Here is a 23788-nt window from a genome sequence, read left to right as displayed (position 1 = left end):
CATCACCTGTATTAGAAGTTGTTTATGTTAACATATTCTAAAATTTTGATTACGTGTGTCTTCTTCTTAGTATGTTAACTATATCATTATTGTCTTCTTAAAAATAGGTATTTGCTCATACTCACGACGGCTACAACGTTGGAGTTAACACCATCCACCTTCATCACAATCGGTATATTTGGCACCCGGTTGATCGGTAACCGTAACATGCTGATATATCTTTTGTTGGTCAGCCTCAAAGTGATGCTCTAGCTCATACTGCATATTCTCAGGCAGTTTAATTTTTCCAATCGAGGATGATTCTAAGAACAATTCAATCTCACCATTATTAATTTTCCCTACTACCCGATCGGTAACATCTACTTTTTGTTGTTTCAATGACATATATCCACCCTCTTTTAATATATTTACGATTAGTTTCCCCATTTTAGTAGAAGAAATCGTGGAAATTATTATTAAAAGAGGAAGACCTTAATTTTTAACAGAAAAAGCACCCTAAAAAAGGTGCTTTTCTAATGATGATTAGTCTTCTTTAACCATTTCTTCGTACTGTTCAGCAGTCATCAGCCGTTTTCTACTTCGCTGTTGTCAGAAAGCTCAATGACAATCATCCATGCTTTTTCATAAGGGGATTCATTTACAAATTCAGGACTGTCATTTAAGTCCTCGTTTACCTCTACCACTTTTCCGCTTACAGGAGCATATAGCTCAGAAACTGTTTTAACAGATTCAACGCTTCCGAATGGCTCGTCAGCTGATACTTCAGTACCAACTTCAGGTAGTTCTACGAATACGATATCTCCTAATTCATGCTGTGCAAAGTCAGTGATCCCAACGCGCACCTTTTCCCCTTCAACTTTTACCCATTCATGTTCTTCTGAATAACGTAACTCTTTTGGTGTACTCATTCGCTTAAATCCCTCCATTGTTTTTTCTAAAAATCTATCATCGAATAAAATCGATTACCATGAGTCAGGAAAGGAAGAGCAGGCTTATTGCCACATTTTTTCATACTCTTCTTCTTTAAAGCCTACGGTGACTCGTTCGCCATCCGTTAAAATCGGCCGCTTGATTAGCATCCCATCAGAGGCAAGTAGGTCTAGCAGCTCTTCATCAGTTGCTGACTTCATTTTATCCTTTATACCTAATTCACGATATTTCATACCGCTAGTATTAAAGAATTTTTTAAGTTCTAGTCCGCTTTTTTGATAAAGATCCTGCAATTGCTCACGACCTGGGGGATGTTCCACTATATGTACTTCTTCATAGGAAAGTTGATGGGCATCCAGCCATTTCTTTGCGTTTCGACATGTGCCGCATTTTGGATACCAGTAAAAAGTCATCGACATAAGTTTCACCGCCTTTTCCCACTTCATTCAATGACATAATCACGTCATTTGAATATTATCATAACGTTTTTCAAAATCCTAATGCAAAAAATATGTTCCAAATAAAAATTCGACTAATTTCGTAAATACTCCTTCTTTATCCAAATATTATTTTAAAAAATAAAAGGCCCCCTTGAGAAAAAGGAAGCCTTGATTTCATTTTAAACGATATAGCGTTCTGCTTCGATTAGGGCATCTGCTGCTTCACGCTTTTTCGCAATCACGTTAATTGGCGTGTGGCGAGTAAACTTGCGAAGCGAAGATAACATCATGCGAAGAGTATCACCGTGTTCAACAGCCACCAATGTTTCTTTCGCATCTGCTTCGATTTTATTAAATGCTTCTTGGCAGAAAATTTGTGTGTAAAGAAGCTTTTGTTTGCTCTTCTCCACTCCATCTTTAGCGATTGCTTTTTCTGTACGTAATACGACAGATTCCATAGCATACGCATTAGAAACAATATCGGCAATGTTCACGAAAATTTCTTGCTCTTTTTCAATTGCCTTGCCGTATTTTTGTGCGGCTAAACCAGCAGCTAGTAAGCCGATTTTCTTCGCGTTTTTCACTAAATATTTTTCTTGTGCTAACGGCTCTTCACCTGGCTCCTCAGGCATAAGCATCATTAGTTCTTCTTGTAGAGCCATTGCTTTTTGGAATAATGGAAGCTCACCCTTCATGGCTTTACGCAAATATGTGCCTAATACTAATAAACGGTTGATTTCGTTTGTTCCTTCGAAAATACGGTTAATACGAGAATCACGGTATGCTCTCTCAATTGGGTACTCCTGCATGAAACCATATCCGCCATGAATTTGAACGCCTTCATCTACCACATAATCTAACACTTCACTGTTAAAGAACTTGTTTAATGAACACTCAATCGCATACTCTGCAATTGAATTGGCTACCTTTTTAATGTCTTTCGCTTCCTCGTCAGTCAACTTACCTTGGTTATCCTCATACAGGCCGATTGTACGGTATACCGCACTTTCTGCTGCATAAATTTTGGATGCCATTGTACCAAATTTCTCTTTAGTTAAATTAAACTGAGCGATTGGCGTTTTAAACTGCTTGCGGCCATTTGCATACTTTACAGTCATTTCAAAGGCACTCTTCGATCCGCCTACACCGCCAACAGCTAATTTATAGCGGCCGATATTTAAGATATTAAAGGCAATTACGTGGCCCTTACCAAGTTCACCTAATAGGTTTTCAACTGGTACAGGAACATCTTCTAAAATAAGGGTACGAGTGGACGAACTCTTGATTCCCATTTTTTTCTCTTCAGCGCCGGTTGAAACGCCTGGGAAGTTTCTTTCAACGATGAATGCAGTGAAGTGTTCGCCGTCCACCTTTGCATACACAACGAATACATCTGCAAAGCCTGCGTTTGTAATCCATTGCTTTTCACCGTTTAAGATATAGTGTGTGCCTTCCGCATTAAGCCTCGCTGTTGTTTTAGCACCAAGGGCATCAGAACCTGAGCCTGGCTCTGTTAATGCGTAGGCAGCAAGCTTTTCACCTGATGCAAGGCCAGGCAAATATCTGCCCTTTTGGTCATCGTTACCGAATAATACGATTGGCAAGGACCCGATACCAACGTGGGCACCATATGAAAGGGAGAAACCGCCAGCCTTTGACATTTTTTCAGTAATTAATGAAGAAGTAATCTTATCTAGACCTAGACCATCAAATTCTTCTGGTACGTCAGCTGCTAAAAGACCAAGTTCCCCCATTTCCTTTAGAAGCTTTACCGTACGATCAAACTCATGGTTTTCTAAGTGTTCAATTTGTGGAAGTACTTTGTTCTCTACAAAATCTTCTGCTGTTTTCGCAATCATTTTGTGCTCATCTGAAAAATCTTCCGGTGTAAATACTTGATTATAAGAAACATCCTCAATTAAAAAGCTTCCGCCTTTAATCATTTTTTCTGTTTGATTTGCCATCTCTATTCCTCCTAATCTTTAATTAGCCAGGGGATAAGTCCCGCTTACCCCTGGTCCATCTTGATTACAAAAGTTCAAATACTCCGGCAGCACCCATACCGCCGCCGATGCACATGGTAACTACACCGAATTGCTCGTTCCTGCGTTTTAATTCATGAATAAGTGAGAGTGTTAGTTTTGCACCTGTACATCCTAGTGGGTGTCCAAGGGCAATCGCACCACCATTTACGTTCACATATTTCTTCGTTAAGACCTAATTCTCTAATTACCTGAAGCGACTGTGAAGCAAACGCTTCATTCAATTCAAACAAGTTTATATCAGATAATTCTAATCCAGCTAGCTTCACTGCTTTTGGAATAGCGACTACTGGGCCGACACCCATAATTTCAGGTGGCACGCCTCCAACTGCAAACGATCTGAATTTTGCTAGTGGCTTCAAACCAAGTGCTTCCGCTTTTTCACGGTCCATGACCATTAAAGCAGCTGCTCCGTCACTTGTTTGCGAAGCATTACCTGCCGTTACAGTTCCTGTAACAGAAAAGGCAGGACGCAGTTTACCTAATGTTTCTAAGTTTGTATCTGGACGAACGCCCTCATCTTGTGAAAATTGGATTTTCTTTTCAACTAGTTTATTGTCATGTCCAACAGTACGAATGGTCACATCAACTGGTACGATTTCATCGACAAATTTTCCTTCTGCAATCGCTTTGGCTGCCCTCTGATGACTTCTTACCGCAAAAGCATCTTGGTCTTCACGGCTGATGCCATATTTCTTTGCTACCTCTTCAGCTGTATGGCCCATTCCCATGTAATATTGCGGTGCCGTTTCGGCTAGTTTAATATTCGGCCGAACCACATGCCCCATCATGGGGATCATGCTCATTGATTCGGCTCCACCTGCGATCGCTGTGTCAATTTGCCCCGTCATAATTCCTTGTGCTGCATAGGCAACCGCTTGTAGCCCTGAAGAACAGAAGCGATTGATTGTGATGGCAGGGACCGTATGTGAAAGACCTGCAAGTGCCCCGATATTACGAGCCATGTTATTGCCTTGTTCTGCTTCAGGCATGGCACAGCCAATGATTAAATCATCAATATTTCCTTCATAGTTTCCTGCACGTCTTAATGTTTCTTTTACCACCAATGCTCCCAAATCATCAGGTCGAACATGGGCAAGCGTTCCTTTCTTTGCCTTACCTACCGGGGTTCTGGCTCCTGCCACGATTACCGCTTCTCTCATGCAAGTTCCCTCGCTTTCTATCAAATTAGAAAAATATTATTAGTTACGTAACGGCTTACCCTTAACCAGCATGTGCTGCATACGTTGTTGTGATTTTGGCTCTGCGATTAGACTTAAGAATGCTTCTCTTTCTAAATCTAATAGGTATTGCTCATCTACTTCTGTTCCAAATGGCACTCTCCCACCTGCGATTACATAGGCAACTTTCTTAGCAATTTTCAAATCATGCTCGGAGATATAGCCAGATAGGCGCATCGCTTCTGCACCCAGTAAAAGAGTTGCATAACCGGTTTCACCGACTACCGGAACCTTTTTACGTACTCTTGGCTTATAGCCTTGCTCATGTAAGGCAAGAACAGCTTGCTTTGCATCATACAATAGGTGATCGCCATTAAAGCTAATACCATCAGATCCATCTAAGAAATTCGTTTCGCGCGTCTCTTCAGCAGATGTAGATACTTTAGCCATTGCAATCGTTTCAAACACTTTGTTAGCGACGTTTTGCAAATCAAACGGAACACCGCTTGGAAGATTTTCTAAGTGCTTAATGTAAAGCTCTTTATTACCGCCACCGCCTGGAAGCAAGCCGACACCGACTTCAACAAGCCCCATATAGGTTTCTGATGATGCTTGAATATGTGCCGTTGGCAGACAAACCTCTGCACCGCCGCCAAGTGTCATACCAAATGGTGCTGCCACCACTGGCTTCGAGCTGTATTTCACTTTTAGTAATGCGCTATGGAGATGACGAACCACTAAATCAAGCTCATAGATATTGTCATCCTGTGCTTCCATCAGCATCATGGCGAGGTTCGCACCGACACAGAAGTTCTTTCCTTGATTACCTATGACAAGGCCCCTATAATTCTTCTCCACCTCATCCACAGCAAAGTTGATCATTTGAACGATATCAAGACCAATGGCATTATTCGGTGAATGGAACTCAAGGAGTGCCACACCGTCGCCAATGTCAATTAGACTCGCGCCACTGTTCTTCTTTATGACACCTTTTTGGTTTTTAATCTTTTTAAGGTCAATTACCTTCGGATTAAATTCTACTAAACGATATTGACCGTTATGATAGAAGAAGGATTCACCGTTTTCCTCGATATAGAAGGAGGTAAAGCCTTTTTCAAGCATTTCCGTCACCCAAGCAGGTACTTCCATTCCTTCTTCCTGCATCTTTTGAACCGATTTTTCAACACCAATCGCATCCCATGTCTCAAACGGTCCTTTATCCCAGCCAAAGCCCCATTTCATAGCACGGTCAATGGCTACGATATCATCGGCAATTTCACCTAATAGCTTCGCTGAGTAAACAAGCGATTGCTTGGTCGTATTCCATAAAAATTGCCCCGCCTTATCATTGGCGTAAACAAGCGCTTTCAATTTATTCCCTGAGCCTTTTTCCTGTTTAGCCAATTCAACAGATGGAGTTGTCAACTTTTTACGCGGGCCATATTCCAATGTGCTTGGATCAAGTTCAAGAATTTCTTTTCCTTTTTTCAGGAAAAATCCTTGTCCGGACTTGCTGCCCAGCCAACCTTTTTCCACCATCGCTTTAAGAAAAGCAGGAATTTCAAACACTTCTTTCTCATGGCCATCCACTTTCTCATAGACGTTGTTAGCAACATGATAGAAGGTATCTAATCCAACTACATCCAAGGTACGGAATGTTGCACTCTTCGCACGACCAATCAGCGGACCTGTGATGGAATCAACTTCTCCAACACTTAAGCCGCCTTTCAACATTTCTTGAACCGTAACTAGAAGACCGTACGTACCAATGCGGTTTGCAATAAAGTTAGGCGTATCCTTTGCCACTACCACGCCTTTTCCAAGTACATCCTCACCAAAAGTTTTCATAAAGGAAAGAATTGCTGGATCCGTGTACTGAGTTGGAATAACTTCGAGTAACTTTAAATAACGAGGTGGATTAAAGAAATGTGTTCCTAAGAAATGCTTTTGGAAATCTTCTGAGCGGCCTTCAACCATCGCCTCGACAGAGATACCTGATGTATTCGAACTAATGATACTTCCAGGTTTACGGAATTGTTCCACTTTTTCAAAAACCTGCTGTTTAACCTTTAAATTTTCAACGACTACCTCTATGACCCAGTCGACATCTTTCAATTTCACTAAATCGTCTTCAAGGTTTCCTGCTTCAATGAGAGCAAGATTTTTCTTGGAGGTCAGTGGAGCCGGCTTTTGCTTTAGTAGCTTTTGAATAGCGGTCGCACTGATTCGGTTGCGAACTTGTTTATTTTGTAATGTAAGTCCTTTAGCTTCTTCCTCTTTTGTTAATTCACGTGGCACGATATCCAATAATAGTGTAGGAATTCCGATATTCGCTAGATGTGCTGCAATCCCTGAGCCCATTACTCCTGATCCTAGGACAGCTGCTTTCTTAATTAATTGGTTCAACACTGTCTCCCCCTTCAAACTTTGAATGAACACTCATTCATTTTTTAGTCAAAAAAAATATTTCTGAATGAGCTTTGTTATTATTTATAATAAAATATTTCGAAAATTTGTGCAATCAATAATAGCGGAAATTTGAAATTTTTTTGAACATTTGTCTCCACTTACATAATTTCTAAGCACTGGGCATCCTATTCTTGAGGTGATAAAGATGGCGAAAATGAAAAAGAACCCTTCCAAAGCTGGAGTTAGTGCAGCTAGTGTCAAGGGGAATGGCGGGCCAGGAAATGAAGAAGCCCACCTAGACAAAAAAAACAGCCAGAATAATCAGTTCAAAAGGTAATTAAAATCCAAAGAAATAGGAGGATTCTCTATGCAGCAACAAAATATGAACATGCAAAATCAACAAGCGACCATGCAACAACCTCCAGGTGTAGTATCGACGAAGGATGCTCTTTATTTAACGGATATGATGTCATGGAATTTACTCTCTGCGAAGAAAGCACACTTCTTTGCCGGACAGTGCCAAGACCCTGAGATTAAAGCGGAAGCAGAAAAGGTTTGCCAAATGCATGAGCGTCACTACCAACAGCTTTTAGGCCACCTAGGCATGCATTCAGGCCAGCAACAACCACTTAACAACATGCAGTAAGAAGGAGGACAGACTGATGAACCAAAACCAGCAAAAAATCCAAAACCCTGAATCACAGGTGCCGAAGACCCCACAAATGAATGATCGTGATTTTATTAATGATATCTTGTCTACGGAAAAATACATGACTACGGCCTACACTATGGCACTGCATGAAGCTAGCCACGAAGGCTTGTATCAGGATGTTATGCAGATTTTTACTGAAACACAACAATGTCAGCGCGACCTTTACGACCTTATGTTTAGAAAAGGCTGGTACGCCATTGAAGCTGCTGACCAACAAAAGCTCCAACAATCGTATCAGCAATTCCAAGGCTATACCAACCAACTGCCACAGCATGGCGGCGGCAATACTACAATGCAATAAGCAAAAACCCGAAGGCGTCGCCTCCGGGTTTTTTTATGTACTTATTGAGCTGATTTCCGATGCTTTTCGTTCATCTGCTTAATTTCGCCAACAATCTGTTTTATTTCTTCTTTCCCATCGGGGTAGAGTTCATTCCAATGCTTAGCTAAAGCAGGCATGGACTTCGCAATATGCGTATACAAGGCCCACGCCTTCACCTTTTCCTTTGTCTCCTCATTGGATTCTCCCACCAAAAGCTCGCTGTACTTCTCAAGCAAAGCTTCGAACTGCTGAACAAATACTTTCTCCATCATGACACCTTCCATCCTTAGTTACATGCGTACATGGGCATACCTTACAGCGTTTTCCTGCTGGCAGCTGATAAGAGTAACAGCACGTTTTTCGTAGACGAATCTCTTCATCCATTTCTTCTACATACGTCTTTTCAGCATAATAGCGTTGCAGGGGATTTAAGTTATATTGGCCGAATAAAGAACCTTCTGCTTCTAGTAACAAATAACGGAAGTCGTCTGTTACATTACTATTCTCGTTGTCTTTCAATTCTTTTTCATAGAGCCAAAACAAGTAAACAGCGATATTTTCCCACAGAATCAACTTAGATATACCGAAAGCTTTTTCTAATGTCATAATGATTGGATAAATGTTGTTGGCGAAAAGGTCCTTCAACACACTATCACGCCATAGAGCGCGACCCTCTCCATTCCAATCCTGTGCAGTCATCTCCTTCAACGAAAAAGACGGGAGCCAGGGTATCCCCTGATTAGGAGACTCCATTGATACATTATCTATTGATACATTCAACTTTTTATTCCAAACACTCATACTATAAAGGGCAGTTACCGCTAAAAAAGCATATCTTTTGATAAAAATGGATGCGGCAACCTTTGTGGAAGGTGCACCAATGGTCAGAGCTAACTTTTCAAGAAAGTCTTTAAGGAATGACTCATCAAGCAGAGAGGCAATAGGAAAATAATCTGCACTTTTACCGCCCAGCCTGTATTTCTCCAAAACAAGAAGTTCAGTTTCTGTCAGCTCTTTATCCATTCATCGCCACCGCCTTATCGATAATACATCTTCCCCTGCCATAAGGAATGCACAATGGTGTTCCGAATAAAGGATCCATCGTGACCTCACAGTCCATACCAAACACATTTTTCACAAGACCACAATTAATAACATGCTCAGGCTTTCCCTGGGCATACACCTTTTTATCCTTAATAGCTACCACGTTATGAGCATAACGGCAGGCAAGGTTAAGGTCATGAAGTACCATCACAACGGTCCGCTTTTTCTTTTCATTTAATTCAAACAGTAAATCGAGAATTTCGATTTGATGTGTCATATCCAAGTAAGTGGTTGGTTCGTCTAAAAGAATGACATCTGTATCCTGAGCTAAGGTCATGGCAATCCAGGCACGCTGTCTTTGTCCGCCTGAAAGTGAGTCTACTGTTCTTTCTTTTAACTCCTCTAAACGGGTTGCCTTTAAGGCTTCATTGACCTTTTTTTCATCTTCCTCCGACCATTGTTTTAACCAGGATTGATGAGGGTAGCGCCCCTGTTTAACGAGTTGAAGTACGGTTAGCCCTTCTGGAGCTGAAGGGGACTGCGGTAAAATAGCCATCTTTTTGGCGATTTCCTTTGTTGAAAGCTTTGCGATGGCTTTTCCTTCGAGCAACACTCCGCCAGAAGTTGGCTTCAAGAGACGGGCGATCGAACGAAGAAGAGTGGATTTCCCGCATCCGTTTGCTCCAATAAAAACGGTGATCTCACCCTTTGGAATTTTCAAATCCAACTCATTAATAATGAGGGTCTCTCCATATGAAAGTGATAAATTCTTCGTTTCAATCGCATTCATTCTCATGCCAGCTCCTTCGTTAACGTTTGTCTTCCATTATGCATTTCTTGTTTTAAAAAGTAAGTAGATAAAATACGGTGCCCCGATACCGGCTGTAAATACACCCGCAGGAACCTCCATAGGTGAAAACATGGTTCTTCCAATCAAATCGGCTGTCATAACAAGAATGCCACCAATTAGTGCAGAAGCCGGAAGCAGCGCACCAAATGAAGAGCCTACTAACCGCCTTGCCATATGCGGTGCCATCAAGCCAACAAAACCAATTCCTCCAGCAAAAGCTACCGAGCTACCAATTAAAGCGGTACTAATCATCAATAATAAAAATCGTTGTTTTTGAACTTTTCCCCCTAACCCCGTTGCCACTTCATCGCCTAGTTCTTGAATATTAATGGTTCTCGCTGCAAAGAAAGCAATTAAGAGAAACGTAATCGTCCAAGGAACCAAGGTAGCAACATTTTTCCAGTTAGAGCCGTAAACCGTACCCGTAATCCATATGTTTGCCTGGCTCGCCTGATAAATCGGCCCCATGATCATCATCAATGTCGTTAGTGCCTGCATCAAAGTGGAAATCCCAATTCCAATTAAAACAAGACGTATAGGTGATACTCCATTTTTCCAAGCAAGGATGTACACTAAAAAGGCAACAATCCCAGCACCTAAAAAGGCGGCTAACGGAAGCCAAGCAATGCTGACAGTTAAGGCATTATTTTTATCGCTAAAAAAGGCTAAAAACCCAACCACTGCAACAGCCGCGCCCCCCGTAATTCCAAGAACATCAGGCGATGCCAGCGGATTTCGAATCATCCCTTGTAAAATACCACCAGCAACAGCTAATGAAATACCAACCATCAGGGCTACAATGATTCTTGGTAATCGAAAGGAGGTAATAATAAGCTTTTCCATTTCAGGACCGCCGCCGAACAATACTTGTACCACCGTGAATGGGTTAATTTTCATTTCTCCCGTCCCTGTACTAATAACAAAGACAATGAAGGCTGCAATCAGCAGAATGATAAAAGTGGTAGCTGCTTTCTTGTCGATTAAAAAAGAAATTCTATCATTAAATAAGCGGAAATTTTTATATTTGCTCATCGTCCGTTGAACCCCCTTCTTGCAATAAAAATAAAGAATGGAGTCCCAATAACCGCTGTCATGACACCGGCAGGCACTTCAGATGGCATTAAGACATATCTTGCAGCAATATCTGCTGCTAATAAAAGGATGGCTCCTAAAATACCTGATAAGGGAATCACCCAACGATGATCAATTCCAATAATGGACCTTGTAATATGAGGAACCACAATCCCTACAAACCCAATCGGACCCGCGACTGCCACCGAACCGCCCGCAAGTAGGATCACAATGACGCCGATAGCTAGTTTGACTAGACCTGTGTTTAGCCCAAGCCCTTTAGCCACATCTTCCCCCATGGACAAGATATTCATTTTTCCAGAAATAAGCACGGCACCTACCCAGCCAACCCCAATATAAGGTAAGACGGAAAACAAGGTCTCCAATTTTCTTCCTTGAACAGACCCTGCCAGCCAGAATAATACCTGCTCCAATGCCGCTTCATCAACAACAAGCAAGCCTTGTGTAAAAGATGAGAACATGGCCGACATCGCCGCTCCAGCTAAAGTAAGCTTCATTGGTGTCAAGCCTTCACGGCCAAAGGAACCGATGGCATATACACTGACAGCGGCTACAGCTGCACCCAAGAAGGCGAGACCGTTGAAAGCTTGGAGATCTGTTACTGAAAATAAAGTAATGGCCACAACAACTGCAAACCCTGCTCCCGCATTAATTCCAAAGATTCCTGGCGATGCCAATGGGTTTTTGGTTAATGTTTGCATGAGCACTCCAGCAATGGCAAGGCTTGCCCCCACTGCGGAAGCAATTAATGCTCTTGGGAATCTAACAGTTTGAATAATAATATGTTCGTTTGACCCATTATAATTCGTATAGGACTCGATTGCTGTCCGCCAGCTGGTGTCTGTATAACCATAGATGACACTGGCACACATTAATAACAGCATTAGCAAAAAAGCAGTGATTAGTCCCATCCATTTTAATGGTGTACTTTTTAACAGCATGTGATTGAAACCCTTCTAACATGTTTATAGTAGTAATTAATTTAAGTCTATCTCTAAATGATAATGATTGTCAATGACTATGAAAATCATTTTCATTTACCTTTTAAAGTTTGTTCACAAAATCGTAAATGATTTTGAAAATCATTTTCAATTAAATCGTTGACATCCTCCATTTGTTCATTTTATGATAAAGATGTCATTGAAAATGATTATCATTTACAATTATCAAGGAGGATACATACACATATGAAAATGACAAAATCAAAATCTTTATTATCTATCTTCTCCATCCTGGCTATTTTCTTACTTGCAGCTTGTGGCGGTGCAGAGGACAAAACAACTGAAAAGAAAGAAGCACCAAAGACAGCTGCTGAAAAAAGCTATACGGTCGAACACGCAATGGGATCAACCACTATTAAGAGTACGCCAAAACGCGTAGTTATACTTACAAACGAAGGAACAGAAGCACTTTTATCTATGGGAGTTACTCCCGTTGGTGCGGTTAAATCTTGGACGGGTGACCCTTGGTATGAGCATATCGCTGGTCAGTTAAAGGACACAAAAGTCGTGGGGACTGAGAGTGAAGTTAACGTTGAGGCAATTGCTGCATTGAAGCCTGATTTAATTATTGGTAATAAAATGCGTCAAGAAAAAATTTATGAGCAATTAAGTGCGATTGCTCCGACTGTTTTTGCCGAAACTTTACGTGGCGACTGGAAAGCGAACTATTCTCTTTATGCGAAAGCTGTTAATAAAGAAGATAAAGGGAATGAAGTTTTAGAAAAATACAATGGCCGAATTGCAGACATCAAGGAAAAACTTGGCGACAAAAAGAATATGAAAGTTTCTATGGTTCGTTTTATGTCTGGAGAAGTTCGTATTTACCATAAAGATACCTTCTCAGGTGTTATCTTAAATGACCTTGGATTTGCTCGTCCTGAGAGCCAGAACGTGGATGATTTTGCTGAAAAGAATGTAACGAAAGAGCGTATTCCAGCGATGGACGGGGACATTCTCTTCTATTTCACTTATGATACTGGGGATGGAAAAGGCAATACGCTTGCAAAAGACTGGCTTGCTGATCCATTATTCAAAAACCTAGAGGTAGCAAAAAAAGGGGAAGTACACGAAGTAAACGATGCTATTTGGAATACAGCTGGTGGTGTCATTGCTGCCAATCTAATGCTTGATGATGTGGAGAAAATCTTCCTTAAAAAATAACATAACATATGTAACAAAAATAGAAGAGAGCGGGGTTGCCATGACCCCGCTCTCTTCTGTTTTATGCTGTTGTTGAAAACATGTATTTTTTATAATGGTAGCGTATGGAAAAGATTAGACCCAGTCCGAGCATATTCCCCATGAGGGCACTTCCTCCATAGCTGATGAATGGCAATGGAATACCGGTAATTGGCAGAACGCCAATGGTCATTCCGATATTTTGAAACACGTGGAAGGTAATCATGCTGATTACACCTACACATATATACGTATAAAAGTTATTCTTCGTTTCCATTCCAACCTTGGTAATGTGATAAATCAATAAGAAAAATAAACTGATTAACACACTCGCTCCAATGAAGCCATATTCCTCCCCGACGACACTAAATATGAAATCAGTTTGGCTTTCCGGTAAATACACTTCACGGTTACCTGTTCCCTTGCCCCCAGTCTGTCCAGATCCAATAGCAAGTAGAGACTTGGTCAACTGATACGCATCAGAGCCTTGATAGCTATAAGGATCAAGCCAGGAATAAATCCGATTAAACTGGTATTGCTTTATTCCAAGATATTTTTCAAGTAGTTCTGGATTCCAGAGAACAAAGTAAAAAATCGTTCCAATTAGTACAATACCGACAGAAAATAACGGCGTTAACAACTTCCAGGAAATCCCTGAAATAAAAATCATCCCTAACAAAATGGCTAAGAAAACAAGAGAAGTTCCTAAGTCCTGTTTAATGATTAGAATCAACGGTGCCATAGTTACCATTCCAAGCTTTACTAACAGCCAGAAATCGGATTGCATCGTTTTGATTAGGTTTTTCTGATGATGATCCTCAATCGTCCGAGAAAGAGCTAAAATAATGAAAATTTTAACAAACTCTGACGGCTGGATGGTACCCAATCCCGGAACCTTAAACCAGTTTTTTGCTCCGTTGATGACCGGTGCAATACTTGGTGGTGCGACAATCAGGAATGCCAGCAGGAAAAGTCCGAATCCATACGCATACCAGGTTAGCTTTCGTAATTGATCCGAGTCAAGTGTCATTACACTCGCAATAATCCCCCCACCAACGACGTACCAAACGATTTGCTTTAATAGGAAGTTCTCCTTATATTGGCCGCTTGCCTGGGCGCTATAAATCGCTAAACAGCTCGCTAGAAAAAGTAATATCAGTATAAAAACGAGATTATAATCAAGTTTAGAAGTTGTATTATTATTTGAAGTCATACTAGGTCTCCACCTTATATTAAAACTTGTCCATTCCTCCATTATATTTTTAAAGAGGACAAATCACAACTTCTAAACCGTGAATGGTTTTATTTACTACCAATGTCCTAGCTATTAAAGTAAATCCGCTTTACTTCGTTTGCCATCCATTCTAGGTTGCTTGGGACTTGTGGAAGGCCGTAGCCGATGTAGAGTGGAGTGGTTACGAAACGTGAGACAACCTTGGCGTAGATTTTATCATCAATATGATGAAAAAACACATTGTAGCTCGTTGCCTTGAATGGAAAATGATTCAGAATATAATGAACCGCTATTTGCAGATACTCCGAAAATAGTTCCTGGTAGCTGGAATCATTCATCTCGATATTAAACTCATAAAATCCCACTCGTGGTTTGGTGGAAAGCGTAAATCGAGTGCCCTCCCCTTCTGCAATCACAAGCCCTTCAAACATTTCATGGGTTACTTTTTCTTTATAATCAATATCATTTAAGCCAACGATTTGCATATGCGGATGGGCAAGTGTTCCTCCAGATAACGGGCCATGATTTTTGAAAAATATCACCGAACGATAGCAGCCAGTTTCCTCCATTTCGAGCCAATGCTTGATTCCGAACTTTATTAACCGATGCAAATGATCTTTTGAATACGTTGACAGCTCTGCATGGCAATCGTCCGTTTCAATTAAAACGGTCTGATATGCATTTTCTAAAACTGGGTATTTATTTTTTAATAGAATGATGGGTCCATCCACCGCTATTAGGTCCGTCAGTTGGTCACGTTCGCAAAAAGGACAGGCCTGTTGTTTGTTCCGGATATTTTCTGGCTTTTTGACTCCAATAGAAGTATTAAAATGCAGATGTGTATGTTCCAAAGCGTTTCTCCTCTCGAACGGTTATAGTTCTATTTTATGGGAGTCGACCCTTCATTTGCACTTATTTTGTTTGAACGTCGGAGAATTTCATTGACCTAATTGGTAAAATAAACCTAAAATAAAGGTGGATTTCATGAAGCCGCTTTTCTATGCATATCTTTTATATGTACAGGCTTATCATTATGTAGAAATGAGAGGGGACTTATGTTAACAAAACTGGAAGCACTTATTCTCGGAATTATCCAAGGTTTTACAGAATTTTTGCCCATTAGCAGTACAGGTCATCTGTATTTAGGAAGAAATTTATTTGGGTTGCAGGAAGCGGGGCTTTTACTCGATACCATGCTCCATGTTGGTACCTTACTGGCTGTTTTCGTTTTTTATAAGGATGAATTTATTAAAATTATTAAAAACCCCTTTAGTAAGTTAACCTTTTTGTTGATTGTCGGTACGATCCCTGCGGTTATTTTCGGTCTTACTTTAAAAGATTACATTGATGAAATTTCCAAGACGGGCGTCACGATTGGCTGGGAGTTTCTCGTTACAGGACTGTTCCTGTGGCTCGCTGATTCGGCAAAAAATGGATATAAAAAAATGGACGATATTAGCTATAAAGATGCGTTAATTATTGGTACTTTTCAGGCGGTAGCCATTATGCCTGCCATCTCTCGTTCAGGTATGACGATAGTAGCAGCCCTCTGGCGGAAATTAGATCGAGAAACAGCGGCCTATTTCTCCTTTCTCTTATCAACCCCTGCTATTGCTGGCGCGATTGTGCTGCAAACGAAGGATTTATTGGGCGGTGCGGGTGAGGAAATCTCTTTGTCTGCCTTGCTTGTAGGGATTATCTCGTCTGCCATTTTTGGCTATATTGCTGTTAAATGGATGATTGGTTATTTGAAAAAGAATTCATTAAAACCGTTTGCTATTTATGTATGGGCACTAGGAATCATCGTCTTGTTTTTCCAATTTACAGGGAAGTTTTAATCAGGTGGAGTGGTTTCGCAAATAAAAGGTCGGTTTTCGCAAATAAATCATGGATTATCGCAAATAAAAGGAGGATTATCGCAAATAAAAGGAGGATTATCGCAAATAAACCACCTTTTATCGCAAATAGAATAGATTAAACTCACAAAAAGGCAGCTCGAGATGACTCGAACTGCCTTTTTTTATACTGTTTCAGTCTGTTTTGCCATTTCTCGAGCAGCCTCTGCAGCCTGTTCTTTCGCTTTTGCCATAATTTCCGGGACCATTTTTGGAAAATGATCCATTCCTTCTGCAAAAACGGTTTCCATCAATTCAAAGCCAAGGAATTCAAGGGCTTTGCTTAAATAACGGTCGCCCATTTCAAAATCCACCATTTTTCCAGTTGAATAAATGCCTCCGCGTGTTTGAATGTGTATAGCCTTTCTTCCGGTAAGAAGGCCCTCTGCACCGTGCTCGGAGTAGGTAAATGTTTTTCCTGCAATAAATAAACAATCCATGAAGGATTTTAAAATTGCCGGTGCACCAAGATTCCATATTGGAGTAACAAAAACATAATAGTCCGCATCAATAAATCGGTCAGCAAGTGCATGCATTTTTTCGATTTTTGTCAGCTCTTCTTCTGTAAGCTGATCTTTTGTATATCCCATAAAGGATAATTTTGCACGTGCATATAGTAAATCCATGTCAATCTGGGGGATATCCATGCTATATAAGTGCATATGTTCAATTTCAACATCCGGCTGTTCCTTTTTAAACTCCTCTAAAAATACTTCCCCAATCTGCATTCCTTTTGAAAGCTTTATATCGTTTTTCGGATTAGCCGTAATATACAAAAGCTTAGACATGTACATCCCTTCCCTTATCACACAATTTATTATTTCTACTACTATACTACAACAAACTTCCATGCTCACCATTGAACAAAAAGTGAAGTTTGTGATATTTATGTGAAATTTACAGCCCCCTTTGAACAAACAGTGACAATTCTACATGAAACCAAACAAAACTTAACAAAACTTAACAAAACTTAACAAAAATCACATCTATTATGATAATCTTTTAATAAAGTAAACCTGGAATTGGAAAAGGATGGTGAACAGTGGAAGAAAAGGCATATACTCCTGATGAAGTGGCCCAACTCTTTCAAATCTCTAAACATACGGTTTATGAGTTAATTAAAAGAGGAGAGTTGCAGGCATTTAAAATCGGAAACAAAATGAGAATTGAGCACGCCGAACTAGAAAGGTACAAAGGGAATACAAAAGCTCCTGCAACGAAAGTTCAAACAAGCCCCACAATCGCGGCCAGCAATCATGCACTGTCAATTCGATTATCAGGGAGTCATGATTTTCTCGTCGAGCATTTTGCAAAACAAGCAGTAATGGCATTAAACGTGCAAATTCAACCTTCTTACATAGGCAGTCTAGAGGGGCTCATGATGCTTTACCGCGGTCAATGTGATATCGCCGCCATTCATCTATTAGATCCGACATCACAAGAATATAACCTGCCATTCATTCATCAGCTTTTTGTCTATGAATCTATTCTAGTCCTTCGATTGGCTGCAAGACAGCAAGGTTTCATCGTTGCAAAGGGCAATCCAAAGAGTGTACTTGATTTCCCTGACCTTGTAAGAAAAGATGTCCAGTTCATCAACCGCCAAAAGGGAGCAGGGACACGATTTTTACTAGACTCTAAGCTAGCAACCTACGGAATTAATCCTAGTAAAATTAATGGTTACAACGATGAAGAGTGGACTCATCTATCGGCGGCTTCTTATATAAGTAGAGGGATCGCAGATGTTGCCTTTGGAATTCAGTCCGCTGCCAGTCATTTAGACCTTGATTTTATTCCAGTTGCCCAAGAACATTTTGATCTTGTGTTCCGATTCACGGATGAGAACAAACAAAGCTTGACGGAGTTAATACAATACCTACAGTCCCCTGAGTTCAAAGATAGTTTAACTGAATTAGAAGGTTATTCTATCGTTGATTTAGGAAAAGTAATCTATCAAACTACTTTACCGGAGGAAACCACATGTTAAAAAATCGCTATGTTGCCGTTTTATTTACTTTCATGCTTTTAGTACTATCTGCTTGCGGTAATTCTGAAACGAAAGATGCAGCTGCTAAAGACAAAAGGACAGAACCTAAAGCTACACCAACAGAAATGATTCTTGCAACAACCACAAGTACCCAGGACAGCGGTTTATTGGATGTCCTCATCCCAATGTTTGAAAAACAAAATAATGTAAAAGTAAAAACGGTTGCCGTTGGCACAGGACAAGCGTTAGAGATGGGAACAAAAGGAGAAGCAGATGCCCTTCTTGTGCATGCCCCTGTAGCTGAAAAAGCTGTCGTTGATGCTGGTGACGCCATTAACTACAAACGAGTTATGTATAATGACTTCATTCTTGTTGGTCCAAAAGAGAATCCAGCGGGTGTCAGCGGTGATGACGTTACTGCTGCGTTCAAGAAGCTGGCAGAGGCGAAAGCTACTTTTATTTCCCGTGGGGACGACTCTGGTACAAACAAAAAAGAACTTGGCATCTGGACTTTAGCGAACATGAAGCCTGCAGGTGACTGGTATGTTTCAACAGGTCAAGGTATGGGTCAAACGTTACAGGTGGCGGCAGAGAAAAAAGGCTATGTGCTAACAGACCGTGCTACTTGGCTTGCCCAAGAGAAAAACTTAGACACTCTTAAAATTGTTGTTGAAGGCGGCAAGGATTTAATGAACATTTATCATGTCATGCAAGTAAATCCTGAAAAGCATGATAAAATTAATAGCAAGGATGCGGAAAAATTCGTAGAATTTATGGTAGATCCAAAAACCCAAGATGTAATTGAAAACTTCGGAAAGAAAGACTACGGTCAATCTTTGTTCTATAAATATACTGAATAGATTATTAGTGGCAGGAAGACTCTTCCTGCCTATTTTTCACCAGGAGGGCCGCAATGCATGGAACTTTTACTAGATGGACTTAAAAAAGCATTTGAAATGATCTTCTCTGGAGACCCAGAGGTATTTGAAATTACATGGCTGACTCTAAAGGTCTGTTTAATTTCCATCCTATTAAGCACCCTGCTTGGACTTCCCTTGGGTATCCTACTTGGACTAACAAGATTCAGAGGCCGCAGAATCCTTCTGCTTTTTATTAATATGGGAATGGGGCTTCCCCCAGTGGTTGCGGGACTTTGGATTACCATGTTTTTATGGCGTTCCGGGCCATTAGGGGACTGGTCCCTGCTGTATAGTCCAACAGCCATTGTCATGGCACAGGTATTAGTTTCCCTACCCATTATTACAAGCTTAATTTGTTCCGCCTTTCAGCAAATTAATGATAAAATGCTCCTGCAAATCAAAGCCCTTGGAGCAACGAAGCTGCAAACATTAGTCATTCTCGTCAAACAATCTAAGATTGCTATTCTAGCTGCAATCATGGCTGGGTTTGGCCGGGTCATTGCCGAGGTTGGGGCTGCCATGATGGTAGGCGGCAATATTCAAGGAGACACCCGAATTTTGACTACTACGATTGTGATGGAAGTATCTAAAGGTAATTTCGATATTGCCCTCGCACTCTCATTTATCCTATTGACCGTAGCCCTATTAATCACAGCCATCTTAACCTTTTTACAGCAAAGGAAGCGATTTTCATGAGCCCACTAATTGAGTTGAAGAATATCACTTTTAACGCGCATGATCGAACAATTCTCACGATTCCGGATTTCCATATTCATGAGGGAGAGTTTCTTGGCATCATGGGGCCGAATGGTGCAGGAAAAAGTACACTGCTGAAGGTGCTTGCTTTTCTTGAAAGGCAAACAAGGGGTGATATACTTTATCGTGGACAGGCCATCCCAAAAGGAAATGTCCCTCTAGAGTTACGACGGAAATTCTCGATTGCTCTTCAACAGACCTTACTTCTAGATGGAACTGTTTTTCAAAACATTGCTATTGGGTTAACCTTAAGAAAGGTTCCAAAAAGCATCATAAAGGAGAAAGTGGCTCATTGGATGGAGGTATTCGGCATCACTCATCTAGCGAAGAAAAATGCCTTGTACTTATCCGGTGGTGAGGCACAAAGGGTCAATTTGGCACGAGCAATGATTGTGGAACCAGAAATTCTGTTTCTAGATGAGCCTTTTTCTGCTTTAGATTTCCCGACTAAGATTAAGCTAATGGAAGATTTCAAGCGAATTATTGAGGAAGCGAACACGACGGCTGTGTTTGTCAGCCATGATTTGATGGAGATTCATTATCTCACAAACCAGCTCGCCATTATTGTCAATGGAGAAGTGAAGCAAACGGGGCCAACTTCCCGGGTGTTAGATCAGCCGAATGCAGCCACCTCCCCTTTCCTAAATGAATGGAAAAAGTTCTTCCCAGTCGCACGTTAAACGGCAGCTCCTTGAAAGCTGCCTTTTTCGTTTGATTAAAAACGACGAGAGGAATAAAATATGGTAGAAGTTAACTTTTTACAGATACATATTAATCTGAAGTTTTAAGGGGGAGTTCATTCCATGAAATATGCAATTATAACCGGGGCATCAAAGGGGCTAGGTGAAGCGATTGCGAAACGCCTCATTCAAGAACAAATTGCCGTTGTTTCTGTTTCTAGAACAGAGAACGAGGAAATTAAACAATTGGCTGCCGAAAAAGGGCTATTTTATCAGCACTATGCCTGCAATCTCTCTTTGGAAAAAGAAGTACAGGAAGTATTTATGGAGATTGCCCACTGGATTTTTGAAAAGAATCCTAAAGAGATTCTTCTTTTTAACAACGCAGGCGTTATCGAACCGATCCAGACAGTCGGAAATTTAGATCAAACGCCGATTATCCGTAATATCCAAGTTAATTTAATTGCACCGATCATTACAACCAATCTCTTTTTTAATAAAGCGCAGGTCACAAATACGGCAGTACAGGTCATCAATGTAACCTCCGGGGCAGCCGTTCGTTCAATCGAAGGCTGGAGTGTGTACTGCAGTTCTAAAGCGGGCATTAATATGTTTACACAGACAGCAGCACTCGAACAAGCTGAACTGAAGACGAACAACAAAATCATTGCCTTCAGTCCAGGGGTCATGGATACTAACATGCAGACTACCATTCGCTCTTCCTCAAAAGAAGCGTTTAAAGATTTGGAGCGCTTCAAGGAATTTAAGGAGAAAAATACTCTCTTACAGACAGACACCGTGGCCAATGCATTAGTTGACCTGCTGCTTAGTGGAAATGTAGAAAGTGGAAAAGTCTACAATATTAATGACTTATTAAAGTAAGCAAAGAGGCCTTGCATCTAGCAGAGGCCTCTTTTAGTATTCTTGTGGAAACCATAAGGTGATGCTGGTTCCCTTGTTTAGTTTACTTTTTACTTTGATTAATCCTTTGTGGGCATCCATTAAGGCCTTAACAATGGAGAGACCAATGCCGACCCCGCCTGTTTTTCGGTCTCGTGATTTGTCACCGCGATAGAACCGTTCGAATATATGCGGAATATCATCTTCGGCCATACCTGAGCCTTCATCTTGAATTTTGAAGCCAACATAGCCTTCCTTATCCGCTTGGACGGAAAGGGTGACATTCTTCCCTTCTGGTGTATATTTCAATGCATTATTAAGTATGTTTGAAAGGATTTGCATGAGCTTGTCTTTGTCCGCCTCAAACAATTCCTCCTGTTTCGGTTCCTCGATGTGAAGATGAACACCTTTTTCCTTAAAGATAGGCATAAACATTTCGTACAATGCCTCTAATACACTACCAGCCTCTAATTCTATTTTTTCCAGCCTAATTTGCGGATTTTCAGCAGCGAGTAATTTTTCTAGTTCATTCACTAGTCTTACTAACCGCATCAACTCTTCGTGACTTACCTGTAACCGCTGTGGTGTTGGCTCCCAAATTCCATCCTGAAAGGCTTCAATTTGACTTCTTAAAGTCGCCAGGGGCGTCCTTAGTTCATGTGCCAGGTCACCGGTAAATTGCTTCCGAAGCATTTCTTCCCTCGCCAAGGATTCTGCAAGGTTATTGAAAGAGATAGCAATTTGCTTCACTTCTGTAGGCAGACCTGACAACGGGATTCGAATATCCAAATTATGCTGCTGAAGTTCATTTGCAGCAAAAGATAGCTTCTTTAAACCTGATGTCAGCTTTTTTGAAAAAAGCATGCTGAAGACGATGGCTAGAACAATCGTTAAACATACCGCTGCGTAAATATAGAGTTGGATAGATTGGATAAACGTATATTCATCATCAATTAAGCCTTTAGGATAAATGGCCACCAGTTTCCCAATGATGGTATTATTCACCTTCAGTGTGTAGGACTTGGAATGCCACTCCTCCCCATCCGGTGCTGGTTCAGTCAAACCGAAGCTATTCAGCATGCTCCGAATGTTAGAAGAATCCATCTGCAGTTGTCCAAACCGATCATATAATTGAAAATAAAGCTGATCAGTCATTGCATGCTCGTGCAACAGACCATACACAGGATCACTGGTAAAATGTCCATTCTTCCTATAATCCTTCTCAATTTCCGTGATAATCCGATCAATCTTCTTTTCTCTGTTATGGTCTAAATAACTATTAAAGCTCTCTTCAAATCCATATTGAATAAAAAAACTGACGATTAAGATTCCGATCATGGATATCAAAACTAAATAAAATAGGATTTTAGACCGGAGTGTTTGCAGCATCTAATACCCCTCCAAATTTATAGCCCATCCCAAAAACAGTAACGATGAAATCCGGCTGTCGTGTATCTTGCTCTATTTTTTTGCGGAGGTTTTTAATATGTGTATCCACACTGCGTTCATAGCCTTCATAATACATGCCCTCGTCCTGAATTTTCTCTAATAAATCCATTCGACTGTATACACGACCTGGATTTTCCGCCATATTCGTTAATAGCTTGTATTCGATAGGTGTTAATGTCACATATTCTCCGTTTACTTTGACTTCTTTCTTTATAATGTCTACCACTAATTTTTTTCCGTTGAATTCAAGGAGTTGTACTTTCTCCGTCTTTTTGACACGCCTTAAAATTGCCTGAACGCGTACAACCACTTCCCGAGGACTAAATGGCTTCGTTAAGTAGTCATCTGCACCCATAACAATTCCGTTGATTCGGTCATCCTCTGCCGATTTGGCCGTAAGCATCAGAATGGGAACATCTGATTCCTTCCGTACGAGCCGACAAACCTCTTCCCCAGAAATATCGGGCAGCATAAGGTCTAATATAATTAAGTCAGGATTTATGCTTTTCGCCTTCTTTAAAGCATCTATTCCATTATCAGCACTGTGAATTTCATAGCCTTCTCTCTCTAAGTAGGCCTCGAGAACTTCTATAATTCTACGTTCATCATCCACTAATAATATTTTCATTATAATCACTCCCCATATCTTTACTATATCATCTTGGGTCTGTGATTTTTGTAACTTCACAAATTCGCTACAACTTAGTCAAAACATCTTCAATTTTTAAAAATTGGCTACAATATGAGACTCCTTTTACTTTATTG

At 40.7% G+C, this 23788-nt stretch carries 24 protein-coding genes and 2 pseudogenes; 10 read left to right on the top strand and 16 right to left on the bottom strand.

Annotated features, from left to right (window positions below):
* Nucleotides 1-144: 144 nt before the first annotated feature.
* The 6 genes and pseudogenes from QFZ87_RS07035 to QFZ87_RS07010 form a co-directional block, all read right to left on the bottom strand.
* The gene (locus tag QFZ87_RS07035) at nt 145-384 is read right to left on the bottom strand and encodes a YusG family protein (protein WP_309859542.1); all 240 of its coding nucleotides are present in this window, start codon (nt 382-384) and stop codon (nt 145-147) included.
* 138 nt (nt 385-522) lie between these two features.
* A pseudogene (gcvH, locus tag QFZ87_RS07030) lies at nt 523-908 on the bottom strand (glycine cleavage system protein GcvH).
* Between the two features lie 84 nt (nt 909-992).
* Entirely contained in the window at nt 993-1349 is a 357-nt protein-coding gene (locus QFZ87_RS07025) for an arsenate reductase family protein (RefSeq protein WP_309859539.1), read from the bottom strand.
* A 200-nt stretch (nt 1350-1549) separates the two neighbouring features.
* Nucleotides 1550-3334, bottom strand: a complete 1785-nt coding sequence (locus tag QFZ87_RS07020; RefSeq protein ID WP_309859537.1) for an acyl-CoA dehydrogenase family protein — start codon at nt 3332-3334, stop codon at nt 1550-1552.
* Between the two features lie 64 nt (nt 3335-3398).
* Nucleotides 3399-4575: pseudogene (locus QFZ87_RS07015) on the bottom strand (acetyl-CoA C-acetyltransferase).
* A 39-nt stretch (nt 4576-4614) separates the two neighbouring features.
* On the bottom strand, nt 4615-6999 hold the full coding sequence (locus QFZ87_RS07010; RefSeq protein WP_309859534.1) for a 3-hydroxyacyl-CoA dehydrogenase/enoyl-CoA hydratase family protein: 2385 nt from the start codon (nt 6997-6999) through the stop codon (nt 4615-4617).
* Between the two features lie 208 nt (nt 7000-7207).
* Here QFZ87_RS07010 and QFZ87_RS07005 point away from each other — a divergent pair, with 208 nt between their 5' ends.
* The 3 genes from QFZ87_RS07005 to QFZ87_RS06995 are packed head-to-tail and all read left to right on the top strand — an operon-like array spanning nt 7208 to nt 8015.
* Nucleotides 7208-7339 (top strand): YuzL family protein, encoded by a 132-nt coding sequence (locus tag QFZ87_RS07005; RefSeq protein WP_307285483.1) that lies wholly within the window; start codon nt 7208-7210, stop codon nt 7337-7339.
* Between the two features lie 30 nt (nt 7340-7369).
* The gene (locus tag QFZ87_RS07000) at nt 7370-7648 is read left to right on the top strand and encodes a hypothetical protein (RefSeq protein WP_308082613.1); all 279 of its coding nucleotides are present in this window, start codon (nt 7370-7372) and stop codon (nt 7646-7648) included.
* Between the two features lie 16 nt (nt 7649-7664).
* Nucleotides 7665-8015 (top strand): spore coat protein, encoded by a 351-nt coding sequence (locus QFZ87_RS06995; protein ID WP_309859531.1) that lies wholly within the window; start codon nt 7665-7667, stop codon nt 8013-8015.
* A 41-nt stretch (nt 8016-8056) separates the two neighbouring features.
* Here the strand turns inward: QFZ87_RS06995 and QFZ87_RS06990 are convergent, their stop codons facing one another.
* From QFZ87_RS06990 to QFZ87_RS06970, 5 genes are read right to left on the bottom strand one after another with little or no spacing between them, the layout of a single operon-like run.
* On the bottom strand, nt 8057-8305 hold the full coding sequence (locus QFZ87_RS06990; protein ID WP_309867686.1) for a DUF2573 family protein: 249 nt from the start codon (nt 8303-8305) through the stop codon (nt 8057-8059).
* The gene (gene fhuF, locus QFZ87_RS06985; RefSeq protein ID WP_309859527.1) at nt 8265-9059 is read right to left on the bottom strand and encodes a siderophore-iron reductase FhuF; all 795 of its coding nucleotides are present in this window, start codon (nt 9057-9059) and stop codon (nt 8265-8267) included. Before fhuF ends, QFZ87_RS06990 begins: the two co-directional genes overlap by 41 nt.
* Entirely contained in the window at nt 9052-9876 is an 825-nt protein-coding gene (locus tag QFZ87_RS06980) for an ABC transporter ATP-binding protein (RefSeq protein ID WP_309859525.1), read from the bottom strand. Before QFZ87_RS06980 ends, fhuF begins: the two co-directional genes overlap by 8 nt.
* Nucleotides 9877-9906: 30 nt before the next feature.
* Nucleotides 9907-10962, bottom strand: coding sequence for a FecCD family ABC transporter permease (locus QFZ87_RS06975; protein WP_309859522.1), 1056 nt, complete (start codon nt 10960-10962; stop codon nt 9907-9909).
* Nucleotides 10959-11963, bottom strand: coding sequence for a FecCD family ABC transporter permease (locus QFZ87_RS06970; RefSeq protein ID WP_309859519.1), 1005 nt, complete (start codon nt 11961-11963; stop codon nt 10959-10961). The genes QFZ87_RS06975 and QFZ87_RS06970 overlap by 4 nt, the downstream gene beginning before the upstream one ends.
* A 252-nt stretch (nt 11964-12215) precedes the next feature.
* Here QFZ87_RS06970 and QFZ87_RS06965 point away from each other — a divergent pair, with 252 nt between their 5' ends.
* Complete coding sequence (locus tag QFZ87_RS06965) at nt 12216-13184, top strand: ABC transporter substrate-binding protein (protein WP_396133956.1); 969 nt, start codon at nt 12216-12218, stop codon at nt 13182-13184.
* A gap of 61 nt (nt 13185-13245) precedes the next feature.
* On the opposite strand, the gene QFZ87_RS06960 is transcribed toward QFZ87_RS06965, so the two are convergent.
* Nucleotides 13246-14415, bottom strand: a complete 1170-nt coding sequence (locus QFZ87_RS06960) for an FtsW/RodA/SpoVE family cell cycle protein (RefSeq protein WP_309859513.1) — start codon at nt 14413-14415, stop codon at nt 13246-13248.
* 107 nt (nt 14416-14522) lie between these two features.
* Nucleotides 14523-15287, bottom strand: a complete 765-nt coding sequence (locus QFZ87_RS06955; protein ID WP_309859510.1) for a DUF4931 domain-containing protein — start codon at nt 15285-15287, stop codon at nt 14523-14525.
* A 204-nt stretch (nt 15288-15491) separates the two neighbouring features.
* Between QFZ87_RS06955 and QFZ87_RS06950 the strand changes: the two genes are divergently transcribed.
* A complete protein-coding gene (locus QFZ87_RS06950) occupies nt 15492-16274 on the top strand; it encodes an undecaprenyl-diphosphate phosphatase (RefSeq protein ID WP_309859507.1) in 783 nt (260 codons plus the stop codon).
* A 182-nt stretch (nt 16275-16456) separates the two neighbouring features.
* Here the strand turns inward: QFZ87_RS06950 and QFZ87_RS06945 are convergent, their stop codons facing one another.
* The gene (locus tag QFZ87_RS06945; RefSeq protein WP_309859504.1) at nt 16457-17119 is read right to left on the bottom strand and encodes an FMN-dependent NADH-azoreductase; all 663 of its coding nucleotides are present in this window, start codon (nt 17117-17119) and stop codon (nt 16457-16459) included.
* Nucleotides 17120-17373: 254 nt separating this feature from the next.
* Between QFZ87_RS06945 and QFZ87_RS06940 the strand changes: the two genes are divergently transcribed.
* The 5 genes from QFZ87_RS06940 to QFZ87_RS06920 all read left to right on the top strand — a co-directional run bounded on the left by QFZ87_RS06940 (nt 17374) and on the right by QFZ87_RS06920 (nt 21556).
* Entirely contained in the window at nt 17374-18318 is a 945-nt protein-coding gene (locus tag QFZ87_RS06940) for a helix-turn-helix transcriptional regulator (RefSeq protein WP_309859501.1), read from the top strand.
* Entirely contained in the window at nt 18312-19178 is an 867-nt protein-coding gene (locus tag QFZ87_RS06935; RefSeq protein ID WP_309859497.1) for an ABC transporter substrate-binding protein, read from the top strand. The genes QFZ87_RS06940 and QFZ87_RS06935 overlap by 7 nt, the downstream gene beginning before the upstream one ends.
* A 57-nt stretch (nt 19179-19235) precedes the next feature.
* Nucleotides 19236-19934: an ABC transporter permease gene (locus QFZ87_RS06930; protein ID WP_309859494.1), complete on the top strand. Its 699-nt coding sequence runs from the start codon at nt 19236-19238 to the stop codon at nt 19932-19934.
* Nucleotides 19931-20674 carry an ABC transporter ATP-binding protein gene (locus QFZ87_RS06925; RefSeq protein ID WP_309859492.1) on the top strand — a complete coding sequence of 248 codons (744 nt, stop codon included), beginning with the start codon at nt 19931-19933 and terminating at the stop codon, nt 20672-20674. Before QFZ87_RS06930 ends, QFZ87_RS06925 begins: the two co-directional genes overlap by 4 nt.
* A gap of 123 nt (nt 20675-20797) precedes the next feature.
* Nucleotides 20798-21556, top strand: coding sequence for a (S)-benzoin forming benzil reductase (locus QFZ87_RS06920; RefSeq protein ID WP_309859489.1), 759 nt, complete (start codon nt 20798-20800; stop codon nt 21554-21556).
* Nucleotides 21557-21589: 33 nt separating this feature from the next.
* On the opposite strand, the gene QFZ87_RS06915 is transcribed toward QFZ87_RS06920, so the two are convergent.
* Nucleotides 21590-22963 carry a HAMP domain-containing sensor histidine kinase gene (locus tag QFZ87_RS06915; RefSeq protein ID WP_309859487.1) on the bottom strand — a complete coding sequence of 458 codons (1374 nt, stop codon included), beginning with the start codon at nt 22961-22963 and terminating at the stop codon, nt 21590-21592.
* Nucleotides 22941-23651 carry a response regulator transcription factor gene (locus QFZ87_RS06910; protein ID WP_309859485.1) on the bottom strand — a complete coding sequence of 237 codons (711 nt, stop codon included), beginning with the start codon at nt 23649-23651 and terminating at the stop codon, nt 22941-22943. The genes QFZ87_RS06915 and QFZ87_RS06910 overlap by 23 nt, the downstream gene beginning before the upstream one ends.
* Nucleotides 23652-23788: the final 137 nt, after the last annotated feature.

Origin of the sequence: Bacillus sp. SLBN-46, from assembly GCF_031453555.1 — a bacterium.
GTDB lineage: Bacteria > Bacillota > Bacilli > Bacillales > Cytobacillaceae > Neobacillus.
Note: the sequence above shows the minus strand (reverse complement) of the source record. Positions and strands in the feature narration are given on the sequence as shown.

What these genes read in the sequence shown, in the direction of transcription:
- QFZ87_RS07035 (WP_309859542.1), bottom strand. Translation starts at nt 384, where the DNA reads ATGTCATTGAAACAACAAAAAGTAGATGTTACCGATCGGGTAGTAGGG.
- QFZ87_RS07025 (WP_309859539.1), bottom strand. Translation starts at nt 1,349, where the DNA reads ATGTCGATGACTTTTTACTGGTATCCAAAATGCGGCACATGTCGAAAC.
- QFZ87_RS07020 (WP_309859537.1), bottom strand. Translation starts at nt 3,334, where the DNA reads ATGGCAAATCAAACAGAAAAAATGATTAAAGGCGGAAGCTTTTTAATT.
- QFZ87_RS07005 (WP_307285483.1), top strand. Translation starts at nt 7,208, where the DNA reads ATGGCGAAAATGAAAAAGAACCCTTCCAAAGCTGGAGTTAGTGCAGCT.
- QFZ87_RS07000 (WP_308082613.1), top strand. Translation starts at nt 7,370, where the DNA reads ATGCAGCAACAAAATATGAACATGCAAAATCAACAAGCGACCATGCAA.
- QFZ87_RS06995 (WP_309859531.1), top strand. Translation starts at nt 7,665, where the DNA reads ATGAACCAAAACCAGCAAAAAATCCAAAACCCTGAATCACAGGTGCCG.
- QFZ87_RS06990 (WP_309867686.1), bottom strand. Translation starts at nt 8,305, where the DNA reads ATGGAGAAAGTATTTGTTCAGCAGTTCGAAGCTTTGCTTGAGAAGTAC.
- fhuF (WP_309859527.1), bottom strand. Translation starts at nt 9,059, where the DNA reads ATGGATAAAGAGCTGACAGAAACTGAACTTCTTGTTTTGGAGAAATAC.
- QFZ87_RS06980 (WP_309859525.1), bottom strand. Translation starts at nt 9,876, where the DNA reads ATGAGAATGAATGCGATTGAAACGAAGAATTTATCACTTTCATATGGA.
- QFZ87_RS06975 (WP_309859522.1), bottom strand. Translation starts at nt 10,962, where the DNA reads ATGAGCAAATATAAAAATTTCCGCTTATTTAATGATAGAATTTCTTTT.
- QFZ87_RS06970 (WP_309859519.1), bottom strand. Translation starts at nt 11,963, where the DNA reads ATGCTGTTAAAAAGTACACCATTAAAATGGATGGGACTAATCACTGCT.
- QFZ87_RS06965 (WP_396133956.1), top strand. Translation starts at nt 12,216, where the DNA reads ATGACAAAATCAAAATCTTTATTATCTATCTTCTCCATCCTGGCTATT.
- QFZ87_RS06960 (WP_309859513.1), bottom strand. Translation starts at nt 14,415, where the DNA reads ATGACTTCAAATAATAATACAACTTCTAAACTTGATTATAATCTCGTT.
- QFZ87_RS06950 (WP_309859507.1), top strand. Translation starts at nt 15,492, where the DNA reads ATGTTAACAAAACTGGAAGCACTTATTCTCGGAATTATCCAAGGTTTT.
- QFZ87_RS06945 (WP_309859504.1), bottom strand. Translation starts at nt 17,119, where the DNA reads ATGTCTAAGCTTTTGTATATTACGGCTAATCCGAAAAACGATATAAAG.
- QFZ87_RS06935 (WP_309859497.1), top strand. Translation starts at nt 18,312, where the DNA reads ATGTTAAAAAATCGCTATGTTGCCGTTTTATTTACTTTCATGCTTTTA.
- QFZ87_RS06930 (WP_309859494.1), top strand. Translation starts at nt 19,236, where the DNA reads ATGGAACTTTTACTAGATGGACTTAAAAAAGCATTTGAAATGATCTTC.
- QFZ87_RS06925 (WP_309859492.1), top strand. Translation starts at nt 19,931, where the DNA reads ATGAGCCCACTAATTGAGTTGAAGAATATCACTTTTAACGCGCATGAT.
- QFZ87_RS06920 (WP_309859489.1), top strand. Translation starts at nt 20,798, where the DNA reads ATGAAATATGCAATTATAACCGGGGCATCAAAGGGGCTAGGTGAAGCG.
- QFZ87_RS06915 (WP_309859487.1), bottom strand. Translation starts at nt 22,963, where the DNA reads ATGCTGCAAACACTCCGGTCTAAAATCCTATTTTATTTAGTTTTGATA.
- QFZ87_RS06910 (WP_309859485.1), bottom strand. Translation starts at nt 23,651, where the DNA reads ATGAAAATATTATTAGTGGATGATGAACGTAGAATTATAGAAGTTCTC.